An 18,162-nucleotide genomic window follows, 5' to 3' on the forward strand; every position below is an offset into this window, starting at 1 on the left:
AGAAGATTGGAGGACCGGCGAATCAGTGTGGTTTTATGCAATCCTGCGGCGATCTGTTGTCTGGATCACCCGCCCGGCGGTGGCTCCTCCGCGTGATCGTCCGCCCAGCCGAGTGCCTCGGTGATCGCCTTTTCGGCGATGGCCGACATCGTCGACATGTAGGTACCGCTGACGTGGTTGTCGTCGAGGTAGACGAGCACGTTGCCGATCACCGGCGGGCAGACCTCGGCCGTGCAGAAGTAGTCACTGAAGTCCACGAACCGCACGTTCTGCGGCAGATCCGGCAGCGACTCGTACGGCGGCTCCGCCGCATAGAGGTCGTGGCGTGGCGTGGCGCACTCGGGCGCCTCCGCGCCGCGGCTCTCGACGCACGCGGACGGCGACTGGCCGAAACGCGGGTTGTCCCGCACCGCCAGCACCGGGATTCCCGCCTCGTCGACCTTTCGCCACTGCGCGACGTAGCCGGCGGGAACCCGTTCTTCGACACCGACCTTCACGTCCCTGGTGCCGATCGTCATCACCGCGTCGGGACGGGTGGTGACGATTTCGTCCACCACGGCGGTGTTCCAGTAGATGCAGGACTGGTCGCCCGGTACGGCGTCGGAGTCGGTGGAGAACGGGCAGCCACCGCGGAGGATCGACGTGACCTCCCAGTTCTTCTTCTCGGCGATCGGGAGCAGAGCGCCGAGGAACTGCCCGGCGTGCGAGTCGCCGGCGACCACGATCCGGCGAGCAGGATGCCCCGTGGTCTGCGACGTACAGACTTCGAGATCGGCGTTGCGCGGCGAGGTTCCGCACCGGGCGGGGTCGATCCCCGCCCAGTCCTCGGACACCGCGACGAACGACGGCACCAGCGCGGCGTCGGCGGCGCCCCAGTACGTGAACCCTTCGGTATGCGCGAGCGCGCCGGGATGGTCGGGATCGTCGACCGCGATCGAGTAGTTCTCCGCCTGGCTCACGCTCACCCACTGCCAGGCGCCGGTGGCGGCGAGCACGGCCGCGAGCGTCGCGGCACCGAACCGGTAGGCGCCCCAACGGTTTCCGGCCCCGATCGCGGACACACGGACCGGCTTTTCGACCAGGTGATGGGTCAGCACGGCGAGGACGAACGCCAGCGCGATGATCACCGCGCCCCCGCGCAGGCCGACCTCCTCCCGGTCACGCGCGACGAGGTAGAAGACCAGGACCGGCCAGTGCCAGAGGTAGAGCGCGTAACTGAGGTCGCCCAGGTACTTCAGCGGGCGGCTGCCGAGGAAACGGTCGGCGCCGGCTTTGAACGCGGTGTCGCCCGCGAGGATCACCAGGGCGGCCGACAGTGTCGGCCAGAGCGCGAGATAGCCGGGAAAGACGGTCCCGACCTGGAGCACCAGTCCGCAGGAAACGAGCCCGGCGACCCCGGCCCAGCCGAACACGACCCGCGCCGGCCGCGGCACCTGGATCCGGTCGATGAGCAAGGCGAGCAGGCCACCGAGCGCGAATTCCCACACCCGCGTCAGCGAATCGAAGTACGCCAGCGGCTGATCGACCGCGGTCAGCCACACCGAGTACGCGAGCGAGGCCGCGAACAGCACGCCGAGCACGCCGGTGAGCATCTGGCCGAGGTTGCGCTTAGCTCGCTTGGCGATCAGGAGCACCAGGCCGACCAGCAGCGGCCAGACGACGTAGAACTGCCCCTGGATCGACAACGACCAGAAATGCTGGACGACACTCGCCGAGTTGTGCTGGGCGAAGTAGTCGGCGGAATCCGCCGCCAGCTGCCAGTTCTCCAGGTACAGCGCGGAGGCGACGACCTCCTTGATCGTCTGGAACCAGCGGTTCTGCGGCAGCAGCACCATGCTCACCGCGACCACCAGCAGCAGCACGGTGAGCGCGGCCGGGAACAGCCGCTTGATCATCCGGCCCCACATCGGCCGGTACTCGATCTTCCCCCGCGACGCCGCACGGTAGAGCTGACCGGTGACGAGGAACCCGGAGATCAGGAAGAACGCGTCGACGCCGCCGGAGATCCGGCCGAGCCACACGTGGTAGACGACCACCAGCACACACGCGAGCGCCCGCAGTCCCTGGATTTCCGGGCGGAACCGCCGCTCCGTCTCCCGCACACAACCACCACCATGATCACCTGCCGCCGACGGGCCGGGACCCTACGGCAGGAAGCTGTGAGCAAGCTATGCCCCCTCGTGAGTGGCGAGGACGGTCAGAGCCGACCGTGTCCTGGATACCTACTGGCGGTCTTGCGTGACTGGATGGACGACCCACGTGATCAGACGGACGACACACGTGTCTGGGCGGACGACTCACGGCGAAGGCTTCGCCGGCACAGGTGGTCGTGAGTGGCGATTCGGGTTAGAACCCGAATCGCCACTCACGAGGCGCCGAGGGTCAGGTCGACTTCTGGCCGTCGATGCTCTCCCGCAGGATGTCGGCGTGTCCCGCGTGCTGCGCGGTCTCGGCGATGACGTGCGCCAGCACCCGGCGCACGCTGCGTACCGCGCCCGGCGGGTTCCAGGGCGCCTCCGGCAGCGGATGCGTCGCGGAAAGGTCCGGGATCGACGAGACGATCTCCTTCGTCCGCGCGGCCACGTCTTCGTAGCGCGCGAGGATCCCCGCGAGGGTGTCGCCGGGCAGCATCCTGAAGTTGTTCTGGTGGTCGATCGCCCACTGCGGGAACTCGCGGGCGGTCCCGGCGCCGATGTCGGCCCAGGTGACGCCTTCCGGCAGGTCGTAGGTCATCGCGGACGGACCCTCGACCACGAAACGCAGCCACATCTCCTCGATCGAGGCGACGTGTTTGACCAGCCCGCCGAGGCTCAGCTCGCTGACCGTCGGACGGTCGTCGAGTTGCTCGTCCGTGAGCCCCTGGACGGTGGTGGTCAGCGCGACGCGGACGGTGTCGAGGGCTTCGAGCAGGTCGGCGCGCTCGGCGTCGAGGATGGTGGCGGTCATCGGGCCCTCCGTGTTGTCGTTTTCTGGCACTACACGACCCTCGCAGGAGTAGAGGACAGTTTGTGGCCGCTACTGGAGGCATGATGAAAAACATGCCGAAAACCTCCGCGCGACTGCTGTCGATGCTCTCGTTGCTGCAGGCCCGCCGCGACTGGCCGGGAGCGCTGCTGGCCGAGCGGCTGGACATCAGCCCGCGCACCGTGCGGCGCGACGTCGACAGGCTTCGCGAGCTCGGCTACCCCATCGCGACCATCAAGGGCCCCGACGGTGGATATCGGCTCGACGCAGGATCGGAATTGCCGCCGCTGCTGTTCGACGACGATCAGGCGGTCGCGCTGGCCGTCGCGCTCCAGATCGCCACCACCAGCGGCGCGGGGATCGAGGAGGCGGCGATGCGGGCGCTGCACACGGTCCGCCAGGTGATGCCCTCCCGGCTGCGGCGCCGGATCGACACGCTGCGGGTCACCGCCGTCGAATCGCCCGCGAGCCGGTCGGAGCCCCGCGTCGACGGCGACGTCCTGCTCGCGCTCGGCGCGGCGGTGCACGCCCGCGAGGTTCTGCGGTTCGACTACGCGGACGCACGGCGCCGGGCCGAACCGCATCACCTCGTCACCTGGCACGGCCGCTGGTACCTCGTCGCCTGGGATCTGGATCGCGCGGATTGGCGCACCTTCCGGGCCGACCGGATCTCCCCGCGCACCCCGACCGGCCCGCGGTTCACGCCACGCGAACTGCCGGTCCCCGACGTCGCCGCCTTCGTCGCGAGCCGGTTCCGTGGCGCGTCCGAGTCCGGCGAATGGCCGTGCCGCGGGGAAGTCGTCCTCGATCTCCCGGCGGCCACGGTGTCCCACTACGTCCGCGACGGTGTCGTGGAGGAACTCGGGCCGGATCGGTGCCGTCTGGTGCTGGGGTCGTGGTCCTGGGCCGGGCTCGCGGCGAGTATCGGCCGGTTCGACGCCGACATCGAGGTCGTCGGGCCTCCCGAACTCCGGGAGGCTTTCGCCGTGCTGGCCCACCGTTACGCGAAGGCCGCCCGCTGAACACGGGTACGACGCCGGGAACCGCCCAGGGTCTGGAGGCGGTGCCCGACGCCGTCGACCGCCCGTGGTCCGGGGGCGGCGCCCTCCGGTGCCGGCCCGCCCGGGGTCCGGCACCGAAGCCTCTGGGCCGTCACGACTTGTGGTGCACCTCCTGGAGCCCGTACACCGGCGTCGGGATGCCCTCGTAGCGCGCTTTCAGTTGCAGCGCCAGGTAAAGCGAGTAGTGCCGCGACTGGTGCAGGTTCCCGCCGTGGAACCACAGACCTTCCTTCTGGGTGGGCTTCCACATGTTGCGCTGCTCGCCCTCCCACGGCCCGGGGTCCTTCGTCGTCCCGGAGCCCAGGCCCCAGCATTTGCCGACGAGGTCCGCGGTCTCCTGCCCGACCAGGTCCGCGACCCAGCCGTTCATCGAGCCGTAGCCGGTGGCGTAGACGACGAGGTCCGCCTTCAGTTCCGTGCCGTCGGAGAGCACCACCGCGTCACGCGTCAGATGGTCGACCTGGCCGTGGGCCAGCTTGATCTTCCCGTCGGCGACCAGTTCCGACGCGCCGACGTCGATGTAGTAGCCGGAGCCGCGCCGCAGGTACTTCAGGAACAGGCCGGATCCGTCGTCGCCCCAGTCGTGCTGGAACCCGGCCGCCTCCAGCCGCGCGTAGAAATCCTTGTCCCGCTCACGGATCGCGTCGTACACCGGGATCTGGAACTGCGGCATGATCCGGTACGGGATCGACGCGAAGATCATGTCCGCCTTGTCGGTGGTGATCCCCGAGCGCACCGCGCGTTCCGAATACAGGTCGCCGAGTCCCAGGTCCATCAGCGAATCCGACTTCACCACATGCGTCGACGACCGTTGCACCATGGTGACGTCGGCGCCGTGTTCCCACAGTGCCGCGCAGATGTCGTGCGCGGAGTTGTTGGAGCCGACCACGACCGCCTTCTTGCCGGCGTAGGAATCCGGGCCGGGGTGCTGGGACGAATGGTGCTGATCGCCCTCGAAGTCGTCCATTCCCGGGAACGACGGGAGATTCGGCTTGCCGGACATCCCGGTCGCGAACACGACGTGCCGCGGGGTGAGCACCAGTTCCTCGCCCTCACGGACGACGGTCACGAGCCACTGCCGCGCTTCCTCGTCCCAGGACGCCGAGGTGACCTCGGTGCTCGTCCAGTACGGCACCTCCATGAGCCGCGTGTACATCTCGAGCCAGTCGGCGATCTTGTCCTTGGGCGCGAACACCGGCCAGTTGTCCGGGAACGGCAGATAGGGCAGGTGGTCGTACCAGACCGGGTCGTGCAGGCAGAGGTTCTTGTACCGCTTGCGCCACGAGTCGCCGGGCCGCTGGTTGCGTTCCAGGACGAGCGTGGGCACGTCGAGCTGCCGCAGCCTGGCGCCGAGCGCGATGCCGCCCTGGCCGCCGCCGATGACGACGACGTACGGCTGCTGCTCGTAGCCGAGCCGGGTCTGTTCCTCCTCGCGCTTCTCCGCCCACGACTTCCGGCCGCGGACGACGCCGTGCTCGACGCCCTTCGGCCGCTGCTCGTTGCGACGCTCCTCGAAACCTTTGAGCTCGCGGAGGCTGGTCAGCAGGGTCCAGGCGCCTTCGTCCTTCAGCCTCAAGTGGCCCTTCGCGCGACCGGTCGCGGTTTCGAATTCCAGCCAGGCTTCGGTCACGCCATCGGCTTCGGTCGGCGGCTCGGTCGTGCGGAACCCGGAGGGATCGATCCGGTCGAGGCAGTCGCCGAGCATCCCGGCCACCTCGTCACGGCCTTCGACCGTCTTGATCGTCCAGGTGAAGGCGACCAGGTCACGCCAATAACTGTCGACGGCGAAAAGCGCGGCGGCGGCTTCGACGTCGCGAGCGGCGAGGGCCGATTCGAATCGGCTCAGCCAAGCGTCCACCCGAGCCTGCGGCGAGTTCGTCGCCTCGATCCGGTCCACCGTCTGTGTCATGGCCACTCCTGAACTTCGGCGTTCGGCTGTTACCCCGATCACACGCCGCGGGCGGGTGGAGCGGCAAGGGTTGCAGCGTGTTGCACCGCGGCTCCATGGCGCGTCCCGGCCACCGGTCCTATGCTGGTCAGTCGACGCGATGGTGCGGAGGTGGCCTGTGGTCGTGCACAGCTCTGTCCCGCCAGGCGCCGACCTGCCGATGCACGCCCGCGACCTGATCCGCATGCACGAAGCCGTGATCGGCGGCGGCCGTCCCCGGGTCCGGCCGCGGCCGCTGGTGTCGCGTTCCTGGTCGCGGATGCTGAGCCTGGGGCTCGCCGCCGACGGGGTGAACACCCGGGATTCGGTGCCGCTCGACGAGGTCACCCGACGTCGGCGCGCCTCCCCGCTGCGGTTGGTGGTGGAAGACCTCGGGCAGGTGGTCGGCGCGACGGCCGACACCGCGAACATGCTGCTCGTGGTGACCGACGCCGACGGCATCATCCTCTGGCGGGTGGGTTCGCCCGCTGTGCGGCGCGGGGCCGACACCCTCGGGTTCACCGAAGGCGCCGTCTGGACCGAGTCCAGGGTCGGCACCAACGCGATCGGCACCGCGCTCGCCGAGGCCGCCCCGGTGGAACTGCTCGCCGGTGAACATTTCGAACAGGGCCAGCATCCCTGGTACTGCACCGCGTCCCCGGTGCACGATCCGCGCACCGGCGAACTGCTCGGCGTGATCGACGTCAGCGGTCCCGCGCTGACCTTGCACCCGGCGATCGGCGCGCTCGTGGAGACCGGGCGGCGCCTGGTCGAATCCGAACTCTGGCGGCACCACCAGCAGGGTCTCGACCGGTTGCGCCGGACCGCCGAACCGGTGGTGACCGGCGTGGGCGGCCCAGTCCTGCTGGTGGACGACGACGGATGGGTGGCCCACTCCGCCGGGGTCGCCTCCGGTGCGCGGATCGCCGCGCCGTCGGAAGGACAGATCCTCGCCGTGCCCGGGCTCGGCGCCTGCCTGCCCGAGCGGCTGACCGAAGGCTGGCTCGTCCGCCCCGCCGACACCGCGCGCCGGGTCCGGCTGGATCTCGAACTCGGGCACGCGCCGATGCTGCGGATGGCGTCGGGCGACGTCGGCTGGGTCCGCACCGTGACACCCCGGCACGCGGAGATCCTGGTGCACCTCAACACGGCAGGCCTGGCCGGGCTTTCGGCCGAGGCGCTCAGCAGGGCGCTCTACGGCGACGCCGAGCATCTCGTCACCGTCCGTGCCGAAGTTTCCCGGCTACGACGACTACTGGGGGCCATTGTGGACACCCGGCCGTACCGGCTCGCCGCGGGCGTCACCCTGACCGTCCATAAAGGACTCGAAGTCGGCGGCTGAACCACGTCCGGTTGCCGGACGATCAGTCCGGGTACCCCGCGCGCATGGAGATCTTGCTCGCCGGAGCGGGCGTTCTGGCGTTGTGCGCCGCCGTGCTGCCGAACCTGCTGCACGAACGCGCGTTGTCGATGCCACTGGTCCTGTTGACGGGCGGGCTGGTCTTCGGGCTGCTCCCCTTCGCGCACCCCTACGGTCAAGGTGTCCTCGACCCACGGTCGCAAGTGGGCACCGTCGAAGTGATCACCGAACTCGGCGTGCTGGTGTCGCTGGTCGGCGCCGGCCTGAAGTCGGACCGGCTGATCGGCTGGCGATCGTGGAACTCGACGTGGCGGCTGCTGGCGATCACGTTGCCGCTTTCGGTCTGCGCGGTCGCCCTGCTCGGCTGGTGGGCGCTCGCCCTGTCCCCCGCCGCCGCGCTGCTGCTGGGCGCCGTGCTTTCGCCGACCGACCCGGTGCTGGCGAGCGACGTCCAGGTACCCGCGCCGCACACCGACGACGGACGTGGCTCGGACAACGAGATCAGGTTCACGCTGACCTCGGAGGCCGGGCTCAACGACGGCCTGGCGATGCCGTTCGTGTTGCTGGCCCTCGTCTTGGCGGGGACGGCGAGCACGTCGCCGGTGCCCTGGCTGCTGACCGAGGTCGTCGTCCCGCTCGCGATCGCCGTCCTGGTCGGCTTCGTCTGTGGCCGGCTGCTGTCGTGGCTGATGTTCCGGGTGCGGCACGAAAGACTGCGCCTTGGCGAGTACTCCGACGGCCTGGTGGTGCTGGCCATCGCGTTCCTCCCGTTCGCGCTCTGCGAGTGGCTGGGCGGTATCGGCTTCGTCGCGGTGTTCACGGCCGCGGCGACCATCCGCGCCAGCGAACGGTCGCACGAGTACCACGGGGTGCTGCACGAATTCGGCGATCAGCTGGAACGGCTCTTCGTCGCGCTGGCCCTGCTCGGTCTCGGCGTCGCACTGGGTGACGGGCTGCTGGCGGGTCTCACACTCGCCGAGATCCTGGTGGCGGTCGCGGCGGTGGTCATCGTGCGCCCGCTGTTCGGCGGGCTGGCGCTGCTCGGCGGCTCCACCACCCGTCCGGCGGCGACGGCGATCGCGTTCTTCGGCATCCGCGGGATCGGCAGTCTGTACTACCTCTCCTACGCGCTGGGGCACGGCGATTTCCCGATGGCCGACTCGTTGTGGCGGGTCACGGCGCTGACGATCGCGGTGTCGGTGCTCGTGCACGGGCTGCTGTCGGGTCCGGTGATGCGCAGGCTGGAGGACCGGGGGATGCAGAACCACTGAGCGGCCCAAGTCCGTGAAGGCCTCCTTGAGGGACCCAGAGTCCCTCAAGGAGGCCTTCACGGACTTGCGGCCCGCCACACACGCCCCATCGGTATCAGCAGTCACGGCGATTGCGCGTGAAGGACCCCTTCACCCGGCTCAGCCGAAGAAACTCGACCTTCACACCTTCCCCAGTACGTGAAGGACCCCTTCACTGCGTCTAGCGCAGTGAAGGGGTCCTTCACGTACTTCAGCCGTTCGCAACCAGCCGCTAGCGATGCCACTCCCGGCCCTCGAGCCGAGCCTTCACCCGCTGCAACGTGGTCGCGATATTGGCCTGATTCGTCCCGGCACGATCCGGCTCGCCGGTGATGAGGATGGCGAGCGGGACGAACCACGGCGGCACCCGCAGCCAGTTCGTCACGGTGAGGCGGCTGCCGTCGCCTTCGGGGACGATGTCGTACTCCCACCGCGAAATCGGCACGAAGAACGGCGTGCGCACCCGGTAGGCGAACCTCCGCCCGGGTTCGGCCTCGACGATCTCGGCGTGGGTCACCCAGCGCCGTCGTCCGTTGCGGTTGCTGCCGGCGAACCAGCTCCCGACGCGCGCTTCGGTCGCACCGCGGATCCAGCGCGCCTTGCGCAGTTCCTCGGTGCACTCCGACATCGCGACCGGATCGCTGACGAGCCGGTACACCTGCTCGGGGCCGGTGTCGATCGTGACCTCCCCGGTCGCGATCGGTTCGCTGTAGGTCAGGCTGTCCCTCGGCTTCGTCGCCATCGCGCCTCCCAGTCGACTTCGCCAGCCCACCAGCAGGAGCCCCGCCGGTCAAGCCCGGCGCGGAAAGCACCGCACGGACGCGGAATCATTCGTGCGGCGATGAGTGCCGGGGGCGCGGCTTGCTTCATTCGCGTACGAAGGCGGGTCAAGTGGCCGGTTCGGCCGGGAAGACGACCTGGAAGCCCAGCGCCCGCAGCAGCTGCGTGAGCATCGCCCTGGTGTTGGCCTTGGCGCGTTCGAGCAGGCCGGAGTGCTGCGCGGCTTCGCCGATCCGTTTCTCCGCGGCGAGGTAGAACGGCCGCTGATCCTGGACGGACACCAGTGCGCCGAGCCGGTCGATCAGGCCGCGTTCCTGGCCGAAGACGTAGCTGCGTGCGTTGTCCAGGTTGGGTTTCGCCAGCTTCGGTTCGGGCAGCCGGACCTCGACCGTCCGCCGGTCTTCGGACACGGTCAGCGAATTCTCCACCAGCGGCCCGAAATCGACGTACGCGTCGACGGAACCCGCCGCGACGAACAGCGTGCGTTCCCCGGCGATGCTCGCGGGCACCCATGCGACGTCCTTCTCGATGTCGACGACGACCTGGTAGTCACCGACGGCCGCGTGGTACTGGCTCAGATCCCGCACCGCCTGGAGCACCGCGGGCTGCGAACGGTCCACAGTGGACGTTCCGAACGGGTCGAGCTTCGGCAGCAGCCCGGTGATCTGCAGGGCCGCGGCAACGATCAGGAGCCCGGCCAGCGCGAACGCCCCCAGACGTACCCAGCGTTTCTTCACGCCCACCACCGCCTCTCCGTCCGCGGGAGTACCCGGCGGACGCGGCTCCGAAGCGTCGGAGGCGGATTCCCGTACGATCGGCGGAACCGGGTTTCGCACTTGGAGTAGTTTGGCCGCATGCAGAACGTCTTGCCCGCGCCGGAGAAGGCCGGGCTGAACATCTCGGCGTTGCACTGGGCGGGTTTCCTCGGAATCGCCGTACTCGTGCTGGTCACGTCCGGGATCGGCCTGCCCTCGGTGCTGGTGGTGGCGCTGGGCGTCGCCGGGATGGCCACCCTCGTGCTGTCCTGGCTCGGCATCGGGCGGCTCGCCGCCGGGCTGCCCGAGCGGCGGCTGCACTGGATCGCGGTCTCGTGGTGCGCGCCGCTGCTCGTCGCGCGCCCCCTGTTCAGCGGCGACATCAACAGCTACCTCGCGCAAGGCCTGATCGCGGCCAAGGGGCTGGACACCTATCTCGTGGGGCCCGCCGAGGCGCTCGGCGCCGATTCCCCGGTGACGATGGCGGTCAGCCACTACTGGCGGGACACGCCCGCGCCGTACGGGCCGGCGTTCGTCGCGCTGGCCCGCACGATCGCCCAGATCGCCGGGGACGCCTTCGTGCCGACGGTGCTGCTCCACCGGCTGCTGGGCCTGATCGGGATCGTGCTCATGGCGTGGGCGCTCCCCCGGCTCGCCCGCCGCGTCGGGGTCTCGCCGTCGATCGCGTTGTGGCTGGCCGTGCTCAACCCGCTGGTGCTGTGGCACGTCGTGGCGGGCGTGCACAACGACGGGCTCATGGTCGGGCTGATGGTCGCCGGGCTGGAACTCGTCCTCATGGGCGCCGCGAAGACCGGCGCTGCCCGGCCCGCCCTGATCGCGGCGGGCGTGATCGCGGTGAGCGCGGCCGCGAACATCAAGATCGTGGCCGTCGCGGGCCTGCTGTTCGTCGGTGTCGACCTGTTCCGCCGGGCGACGCCCGCCGGCCGGGTGGCGGTGGCGCTCGGGCTGCCCGCCGGATTCGCCGCCGTCACCGCGGCGATCTCGCTCGGCAGCGGGCTCGGCTTCGGCTGGGTTCGCGTGCTGTCCGGCGTCTCGGGCCAGGTCCACAGCTGGATGGCGCCCACCAACGAACTCGGCTTCCTCGTCGGCGGGGTCGGCAAGATCTTCGGGGCCGACCTGACCGACGGCGCGATCGCGGTGTTCTCGCTCATCGGCGCGATCCTCGGTCTCGCCGTCGGCGCCAGGCTGCTGTGGCTCACGTACCGGGAGAAGCTGCACCCGCTCTACGCCGCGGGCCTGACCTTCGCCGCGATGCTGGTCCTCGGGCCGGTCGTGCAGCCCTGGTATCTCCTGTGGACGGTCGCGTTGCTCGCCGTGAGCCTCACGACCGAACGCGGACGGTGGGTCCTCGCCGTCGTCAGCGCCGTGTTCGGCGTGCTGCTCCCGCCCGCGAACGGCGGCGCCGTGTCCTTGGCGCTGGGTTACCTGATCGCCGTCGTGCTCATCGGCGGCACCTTGTTCGTACTCAAGCGGAAAGGCCTCTTGCCGGAGATCAGGTTCCGCAAGAGCCGGACGTAAAGGCTCCATCGAGCAGGCCTCTCGACCGTGCCGGTGAGTTCACGCTCGGCACGGTCGAGGCAGTCTTCCAACAACGCGTCGTGCATCGGCCGCCACAGCAGCGGATACGTCAGCCAAGCGGGATGCCGGAGCCGCAACACCATGAGGTGCCCGAGTTCGGTCCTCCCGTTTTCCGTCGCCCGCAGGGTGAATTCGTGGAATCCGTCGAAGCCGCGCGGCGCGGTGAACCGGAACCGCACCGACTTCCCGGGTTCGTAGGACTCGACGTGGTACCGCACCGGCCCGTGCCCGCCGGTCGCTCCCACCCCGAGTGGCCGGTCGAACCGCATCGGCGGCCACGCGTCGACGGGCCAGAGCCTGTCACCGTCCGTGGACAGTGTGTCGATCAGCGCGCCGACGCGCTCCTGTGCCACGTCGACGATCCGGTGATGCCTGTTCCATACGCGCATCGCGCCTCCCAGTTCTAGAGACCTTCCCCTAAAACAATAGTAGAGGATAGTCTCTGAAAATGGGACGGCCACCGCGGCACACCGCCGACGACTTCCTCGACGCCGCAGTGCGGATCTTCGCCACCGAAGGCGCGGCCGGGGTGACCATGTCGGCGGTCGCCCGCGAGGTCGGCGCGCCGAGTGGGTCGATCTACCACCGCTTCCCCGGTCGTCCGGCGCTGCTCGCCGCCGTCTGGCTCCGCACCCTCGACGGCTTCCAGCAGGGCTACCTCGACGCCCTCGAGCAGGAGCCGGCCGTCGAAGCAGCCGTCGAGGCCGCCGCGCAGGTCGTCCGGTGGTGCCGCGCCCATCCCGCCGAGGCGAAACTGCTCTACGGGGGCGACAGGGCACTCGGCGTCGACGACTGGAGCGCCGAGGATCGCGCCCGTGTCGAGGCCGCCAACCACCGGCTCGATACCGCGATCACCAAGGTGCTGCGGAAACTGCGCCCACTGACCGGCCGGAGCACCGACGAACTGATGCTCGCCCTCGTCGACCTCCCCTACGCCGCGGTGAAGAGACATCTCGACCGCGGCGAGGCACCGCCGCCGCGCACCGTCGACCTGGTGACGAGGACGACCCGCACGTTGCTGACGGGCTGAGCTCAGGTCCGGGCGGGGATCACGAGGGAGAACTCCCCGCCGTCGACGAGGTCCAGCAGCAGCCGGGCGGCCCGGCTCGGCGGCCGCTCTCCCCTGGTGGCGATGGTCAGCGGCCAGGCGAGGCCGGGCTCGTCGAGCGGGGTCGTCCGGACGCCGGAGAGCAACTTGAGATCGGGCACGACCGCGACGCCGAGCCCCGCCGCGACATACGACGGCACGGCGCGCAGGTCGGCGACCTCGACGATGACCCGGCGCGGCGCTCCGAGCGCCTCGAAAGCGCGGTCGAGGGCCACCCGGTTGCCGAACCCGCGGGGATTGTCCACGAACGACTCGCCCGCGAGATCCGCCAAGGTCAGCGACCGCCGCCCGCTCAGCCGATGGCCGTCGGGCAGCACGGCGACGAACGGCGCCGAACCGAGCAGTTTGGCCTCAAGCCCGGCCAGATCGGATTCGGGCAGGCCGAGGAGGGCGACGTCGAGCCTTCCCTGACGCAGGTCCTCGGCCAGCCCGGTCGAGCCGGTGATCGACACCGAAACATGCAGGTCGACCAGTGGATAGCGGCGATGGAAGGCGCCGAGGAGATCGGGCAGGTCGAGATCGCCGACGCTGGTCAGGGTGCCGATGCGGAGGCTGCCCCGCAGGCCGGCGGAGGCGTCGGTGACCACCTCGCGTGCCCTGTCGAAGGCTTCCAGCGCGGCCTTCGCCTCGGGCAGGAACACCTTGCCCGCCGGGGAGAGCTCGACCCTTCGCGTGGACCGATCGAACAGCTTGACGCCCAGTTCGGCTTCGAGGGCCTGGATCGTCGCCGAGACGGTGGACTGCACCGCGTACAAGCGCTGGGCGGCGCGAGTGAAGCTGAGCTCCTCGGCGACGGCGACGAAGCATTCGAGCTGGCGGGTCTCCACGGCTTCGATTATCGCATCCGCCGATAACTGTGACCAGGATTGTTCGTTGGACTTGGATGATCCGAAGATTCACAGTGGAGGCATGCTGAACAGCGTCGCCCTCCCCCGTCCCGCGTTCCGGCGGATCAGCCACGGTCGCGGTTTCTGGGTCATCGCGGCGGCCTACGCCGCCTCACTCGCCTTCTCCACCGTCCCCACCCCGCTCTACGTCCTCTACCAGCAGCGCGACGGCTTCCCGACCTACGTCGTGACCATCGTCTTCGCGGCGTACGCCGTCGGCGTGATGGGCAGCCTGTATCTCGCCGGCCATGTCAGCGACTGGCTGGGACGACGGCGGGTGATCCTCGCCGCGACCTTGACCCAAGCCCTTTCCGCGACGCTTTTCCTGGCGTGGCCGGACGTTCCCGGGCTGATCCTGGCCAGGCTCGTCGGCGGCGCGGGCATCGGCGCGCTGACCGCGACCGCCACCGCGCACCTGTCCGAACTCCGCGCCGTCGCCCGGCCGCGGGAGGACCACGGCCGCGCGGGACTGATCGCGACCGTCGTCAACATGGGCGGACTGGCGCTCGGACCGCTGTTCGGTGGCGTGTTCGCGAGCTATTCGGCCGAGCCGCTCACCACTCCGTTCGTGTTCTTCCTGGTCCTGCTGCTCGCCGCGGCCATCGCCGTCGCACTCGTACCGGAAACCGTGGAGCGCGCCGAAGAACGGCCCGCCTATCGGCCGCAGCGCGTCTCCCTGCCGTCGAGCGCGCGGCCCGCCTTCTTCGGCGCGGCGATCGGCGCCTTCGCGGCGTTCGCGATCACCGGTCTGTTCATGGCGCTGACGCCGACATTGCTGGCGCAGGGAATGCACGAGAGTTCGCGGCTGCTGGCCGGGCTCGCGTCGTTCTCCGTGTTCCTCGCGGCGGCCGTGGCGCAGGTGCTCTTCTCCGGTCTGGCCAGGAAAACCCAGCTGCGGCTCGGCCTCGGGCTGATGGTGAGCGGGCTGGTGGCGCTCCCGGTCGCGGTGACGACGTCCCAGCTGTGGCTCTTCGTCGCGGGCGGGATCGTGGCGGGTGCCGGCGTCGGGCTGGGCTTCCGTGCCTCGGTGGCCACCGTCGCCGCCCTCGCCGAACCTCCGGTGCGCGGCGAGGTTCTCGCCGCCCTGTTCCTGGCCGCCTACGCCGGGCTGGTCCTGCCCATCCTTCTGGTCGGCATCGCGCTGATCTGGCTGCCGAGCGCGTGGGCGCTGATCGGGTTCTCGTTGCTGGAGCTGGGTTTGCTCGCCTGGTCGGCCCCCAAGGTGCTGACCTGACCGTCCACAATGGCGCGCCCGCGTGGTGACCCTCGTCAAACCGGCGGGCGATCCACGCGGGCCATGTGCCATCCTGGTGACGGAACCTCCTCAACGAGGTCCCCGGACGAGTGGGTGCCGTACCCGGCCAGCGACAAGACGGCGCTCTGGGAGCGCGTCATGTCGTGGCTTGTCCTCATCGTCTCGGGTGTGCTGGAAGCCGTATGGGCCACCGCCCTCGGCAAATCCGAAGGTTTGTCCCGGCCGGTGCCGTCGGTGATCTTCGGCGTCACCCTGGTCGCCAGCATGGTGGGTCTCGCCTACGCGATGAAGGACCTCCCCGTCGGCACCGCCTACGCGGTCTGGGTCGGCATCGGAGCTTCGCTCACCGTCGCCTACGGCATGTGGTCGGGCGCGGAAACCGTTTCGGTGGCCCGGATCCTGCTGATCATGGGGATCGTCGCCTGCGTGGTGGGCCTGAAGGTCCTGCACTGACCTCGGTCCAGGTGGTCGTGAGTGGCGATTCGGGTTAGAACCCGAATCGCCACTCACGACCAACCGGGCAAGAGGGACCGCCCCCGACGCACGGACGACGTCGGGGGCGGTCGGGTCCGGGCGCACCCCTGCGTGTGGCCCGGACGGCTAGGTGGTCAGGCTCGCGCCCAAAGCGCTGGGACGTTCGGGGGCTCCCAACCGACCTGAGCGGTGTGGCCCTGCAGGGCCCGGTACGAAGCGCCGTCGTAGGTCACCGTCGCGCCCGCGGCGTAGGTGGTGCCCGCCGCCCAGGTGCCGCCGGGCGGGTTGTTCGACGTCGTGGTGGTCGGCGTCGTGCTCGACGGCGGGTTCGAACCCGAGGTCACCAGGCGGAGGTTGTAGACGCTCAGGATCTCCGAAAGCGGCTGGAAGTAGAACGTGCCGCCCGAGCTGCAGTTGCCGGAGCCACCGGAGGTGACGCCCTGCGCCTGGTCGCCCGCGAGCCACGAACCGCCGGAGTCACCCGGCTCGGCGCAGGCGCTGGTCCGCGTGAGGCCGGAAACGGTGCCCTGCGGGTAGTTCACCGAAGCGTTCTTCTGCTGGATCGTGCCGCAGCGCCAGCCCGTCGTGGAACCGGAGCGGCAGACCGACGCGCCGATCGCGGCCTCCTGCGAACCCGCCACCGGCACGGTGCCCGGGTAGCGATTCACCAGCGGGCGCGGGGTGTTGCCAGCGTCCACCCGGACCCACGCGTAGTCGTTGCCGGGGAAGCTGGAGCCCGCGACGGTCCCGCTCGGGTTCGAGGTCCGCGTGCCGGTGGTGCCGCAGTGGCCCGCGGTGACGAAGCCGCCCTCGACCGAGAAACCGATCGAGCACCGGCCAGAGCCGAAGGTGTAGGCGTTGCCGCCGATGACGTCGATCAGCGGGACCGGGCTTTCGCTGCTGGTCTCGACCCGAACCGCGTCGGCACGCACGCCCGAGGCGGTCGCCCACGACTTCGCGGCGGCCTCGCCACCGGCGTTGGCCAGGACGACGATCGAGTTGGTGATGGCGTCGACGTACCAGCCGGGCACGGTCTTCGGCGCGCTGGTTCCCTTGGCGTCCAACGACAACTTCGCCGCGTCGAGCTGCGCGGCGCTCCGGGTGACCGTCTTCGGGGTCGCACCCGCCGCGCGAACGACGCCTTCCAGGGCCGCGTCGGTGACCGCGACGGTCAGCGTGGTCCCGGACGCGTCCAGCCACGAGCCGGCGTAGGACGGGCCGAGCCGGGACTTGAGGTCGCTTTCGGCGCGGGCCGCCTTCTGCTCGACGGCGAGGCGGGTCCTGGCCTGATCCGGGCTGATCTTCAGGTCGCGCGCCATGGCGGCGACGATCTCCGACTGGACCTGGTCGGCCGCCGAGGCGGTCTGGCCGGCGCTGGCGCTCGGCGTCAGCGCGACGGCCGTGACCAGGCCCGCGCCGGTAAGGGCCGCCGCGGCGGCCGCTACGATCTTTCGGTTCATTTCAGGCGTTTCCTCACCGCGTTCCGGAAGAAGATCTCGTCCCAGACCGTACGAGGCACCTGCTACAAATGGTACATACCATTTAGGTCATATCCACCCCAATGGACTGGACCTTTCGACCGCTTCCGCGCTGGTCAGCCCACTCCCGCGTCCGTGTAGTCGACGCCATAACCCGGATTCAACTCCAGATACTTCGAGTAGGTCGGCCGCCGGTCGATGAGTTCGCCGTACACCGCCCGAGACAGCGCGATCATCTCCGCGGCGAAGGGACCCATCTCCCCGCGCTCCGACCAGCCGACGAGATTCCGCCAGCTCAGCGGATTCCCCGCGATCGGGACCGCGACGATCCCCGGGATCTCGTGGAACAGCGGCTGGCACAACACCACCGCGTGCCCCGATTCGACCATTTCTATACAGGTCAGCACATCGGTCTCGTACAACGAACGCGGCGTGAATCCCGACCGCGCGCACGCGGACGCGAAACAGTCGCCGAAGCATCCGTCGCCCGGCGTCGCGCACCACCGTTCGTCCGCGAGGTCGCCGAGTTCGACCTCGTTCTGCTGCGCGCGCTCGTCGCGCGCGGACATCAGCACGAACACCGGATGATGCGCGAGCGTCCGCCAGCGGAGACCGGGCTCCGGCGGTGGGGCCGCGTCACCGCAGACGCCGACGAAGGCGAAGTCCAGCGCGCCTTCGGCGGTCATGTCCGCGAGTTTGTTGGCCGACCACGACGTATGCGTGGCGACGTGGATGTCGGGATGGGTGGTGCCGAGGCGCTGCAGGAGCGCCCCGAGCATCGGCCCCGTCGCCGAGCCGAGCCGCAAGGTCACCGGCTCGCCGGTGCCCGCGTGCTGGGCCAGCCGTGCCGCCTCGTCGTGCAGCGACGACACGGCGGGGAGCACCATCTTGGCCCGGTCGAGGACGAGGAGGCCGAGCGCGGTCGGCCGGGTGCCCGTGTGATCGCGCAGGAACAGCTTCCCGCCGAGGGTCCGTTCGATGCGCTTCAGTTGTGCTGTCAGTGCAGGCTGGGCCATTCCGAGCGTGTTCGCCGCCTTGGTGATACTCCCGAGTTCGGCGATCGCGCACATGATGCGCAGGTGGCGCAGTTCCAGCTCCATCCCTCTACGTTAGTAGACATAACTGGACTGGACCAGACAAATGGTTGAGCCAAATGGCTTCGTATCGGTTGGTTCGCGTGATGCCATCGATGTCAGCAATCCCGGACACGCCGGGGCGTCCGGCC

Annotated in this window: 16 protein-coding genes and 1 riboswitch; of the genes, 7 read left to right on the forward strand and 9 right to left on the reverse strand. The window is 69.7% G+C overall.

Features of this window, described 5'->3' with window-relative positions; translation table 11 throughout:
* Positions 1-65: 65 nt before the first annotated feature.
* Both AORI_RS65370 and AORI_RS65375 read right to left on the reverse strand, forming a co-directional pair.
* Positions 66-2,102 (reverse strand): acyltransferase family protein, encoded by a 2,037-nt coding sequence (locus AORI_RS65370; protein ID WP_016335210.1) that lies wholly within the window; start codon positions 2,100-2,102, stop codon positions 66-68.
* Positions 2,103-2,382: 280 nt separating this feature from the next.
* On the reverse strand, positions 2,383-2,946 hold the full coding sequence (locus AORI_RS65375; RefSeq protein ID WP_016335211.1) for a DinB family protein: 564 nt from the start codon (positions 2,944-2,946) through the stop codon (positions 2,383-2,385).
* Positions 2,947-3,038: 92 nt separating this feature from the next.
* Here AORI_RS65375 and AORI_RS65380 point away from each other — a divergent pair, with 92 nt between their 5' ends.
* Positions 3,039-3,986: a helix-turn-helix transcriptional regulator gene (locus AORI_RS65380; RefSeq protein ID WP_016335212.1), complete on the forward strand. Its 948-nt coding sequence runs from the start codon at positions 3,039-3,041 to the stop codon at positions 3,984-3,986.
* A 130-nt stretch (positions 3,987-4,116) separates the two neighbouring features.
* On the opposite strand, the gene AORI_RS65385 is transcribed toward AORI_RS65380, so the two are convergent.
* Positions 4,117-5,934, reverse strand: a complete 1,818-nt coding sequence (locus AORI_RS65385) for a flavin-containing monooxygenase (protein ID WP_016335213.1) — start codon at positions 5,932-5,934, stop codon at positions 4,117-4,119.
* A gap of 157 nt (positions 5,935-6,091) precedes the next feature.
* Between AORI_RS65385 and AORI_RS65390 the strand changes: the two genes are divergently transcribed.
* Both AORI_RS65390 and AORI_RS65395 read left to right on the forward strand, forming a co-directional pair.
* A complete protein-coding gene (locus tag AORI_RS65390; protein WP_016335214.1) occupies positions 6,092-7,294 on the forward strand; it encodes a sigma-54-dependent transcriptional regulator family protein in 1,203 nt (400 codons plus the stop codon).
* A 44-nt stretch (positions 7,295-7,338) separates the two neighbouring features.
* The gene (locus AORI_RS65395; protein ID WP_043848201.1) at positions 7,339-8,583 is read left to right on the forward strand and encodes a cation:proton antiporter; all 1,245 of its coding nucleotides are present in this window, start codon (positions 7,339-7,341) and stop codon (positions 8,581-8,583) included.
* A gap of 250 nt (positions 8,584-8,833) precedes the next feature.
* Here the strand turns inward: AORI_RS65395 and AORI_RS65400 are convergent, their stop codons facing one another.
* On the reverse strand, positions 8,834-9,343 hold the full coding sequence (locus tag AORI_RS65400; RefSeq protein WP_016335216.1) for an SRPBCC family protein: 510 nt from the start codon (positions 9,341-9,343) through the stop codon (positions 8,834-8,836).
* 145 nt (positions 9,344-9,488) lie between these two features.
* The gene (locus AORI_RS65405; RefSeq protein ID WP_016335217.1) at positions 9,489-10,124 is read right to left on the reverse strand and encodes a DUF4230 domain-containing protein; all 636 of its coding nucleotides are present in this window, start codon (positions 10,122-10,124) and stop codon (positions 9,489-9,491) included.
* 111 nt (positions 10,125-10,235) lie between these two features.
* Between AORI_RS65405 and mptB the strand changes: the two genes are divergently transcribed.
* Positions 10,236-11,675, forward strand: coding sequence for a polyprenol phosphomannose-dependent alpha 1,6 mannosyltransferase MptB (gene mptB, locus AORI_RS65410; protein WP_016335218.1), 1,440 nt, complete (start codon positions 10,236-10,238; stop codon positions 11,673-11,675).
* On the opposite strand, the gene AORI_RS83480 is transcribed toward mptB, so the two are convergent.
* Positions 11,579-12,124: an SRPBCC family protein gene (locus tag AORI_RS83480; RefSeq protein WP_200870928.1), complete on the reverse strand. Its 546-nt coding sequence runs from the start codon at positions 12,122-12,124 to the stop codon at positions 11,579-11,581. The two genes, mptB and AORI_RS83480, sit on opposite strands and share 97 nt — an antisense overlap.
* 59 nt (positions 12,125-12,183) lie before the next feature.
* On the opposite strand from AORI_RS83480, the gene AORI_RS65420 reads away from it, so the two are divergent.
* Positions 12,184-12,765 carry a TetR/AcrR family transcriptional regulator gene (locus AORI_RS65420; protein ID WP_016335220.1) on the forward strand — a complete coding sequence of 194 codons (582 nt, stop codon included), beginning with the start codon at positions 12,184-12,186 and terminating at the stop codon, positions 12,763-12,765.
* Positions 12,766-12,767: 2 nt separating this feature from the next.
* Here AORI_RS65420 and AORI_RS65425 read toward each other — a convergent pair whose 3' ends face one another.
* Positions 12,768-13,670: a LysR family transcriptional regulator gene (locus tag AORI_RS65425; RefSeq protein ID WP_016335221.1), complete on the reverse strand. Its 903-nt coding sequence runs from the start codon at positions 13,668-13,670 to the stop codon at positions 12,768-12,770.
* An 82-nt stretch (positions 13,671-13,752) separates the two neighbouring features.
* Between AORI_RS65425 and AORI_RS65430 the strand changes: the two genes are divergently transcribed.
* Together AORI_RS65430 and AORI_RS65435 are read left to right on the forward strand one after the other, a co-directional pair.
* Positions 13,753-14,964, forward strand: coding sequence for an MFS transporter (locus AORI_RS65430; protein WP_016335222.1), 1,212 nt, complete (start codon positions 13,753-13,755; stop codon positions 14,962-14,964).
* Between the two features lie 79 nt (positions 14,965-15,043).
* Positions 15,044-15,112, forward strand: a riboswitch (guanidine-III (ykkC-III) riboswitch).
* A gap of 11 nt (positions 15,113-15,123) precedes the next feature.
* Positions 15,124-15,438, forward strand: a complete 315-nt coding sequence (locus AORI_RS65435) for a DMT family transporter (protein WP_043848956.1) — start codon at positions 15,124-15,126, stop codon at positions 15,436-15,438.
* A 155-nt stretch (positions 15,439-15,593) separates the two neighbouring features.
* Here AORI_RS65435 and AORI_RS65440 read toward each other — a convergent pair whose 3' ends face one another.
* Together AORI_RS65440 and AORI_RS65445 are read right to left on the reverse strand one after the other, a co-directional pair.
* The gene (locus AORI_RS65440; RefSeq protein WP_016335224.1) at positions 15,594-16,919 is read right to left on the reverse strand and encodes an alpha-lytic protease prodomain-containing protein; all 1,326 of its coding nucleotides are present in this window, start codon (positions 16,917-16,919) and stop codon (positions 15,594-15,596) included.
* Positions 16,920-17,053: 134 nt separating this feature from the next.
* Positions 17,054-18,037 (reverse strand): LysR family transcriptional regulator, encoded by a 984-nt coding sequence (locus tag AORI_RS65445; protein ID WP_016335225.1) that lies wholly within the window; start codon positions 18,035-18,037, stop codon positions 17,054-17,056.
* Between the last annotated feature and the right edge of the window lie 125 nt (positions 18,038-18,162).

It is taken from the genome of Amycolatopsis keratiniphila, assembly GCF_000400635.2.
Lineage (GTDB): Bacteria > Actinomycetota > Actinomycetes > Mycobacteriales > Pseudonocardiaceae > Amycolatopsis > Amycolatopsis keratiniphila.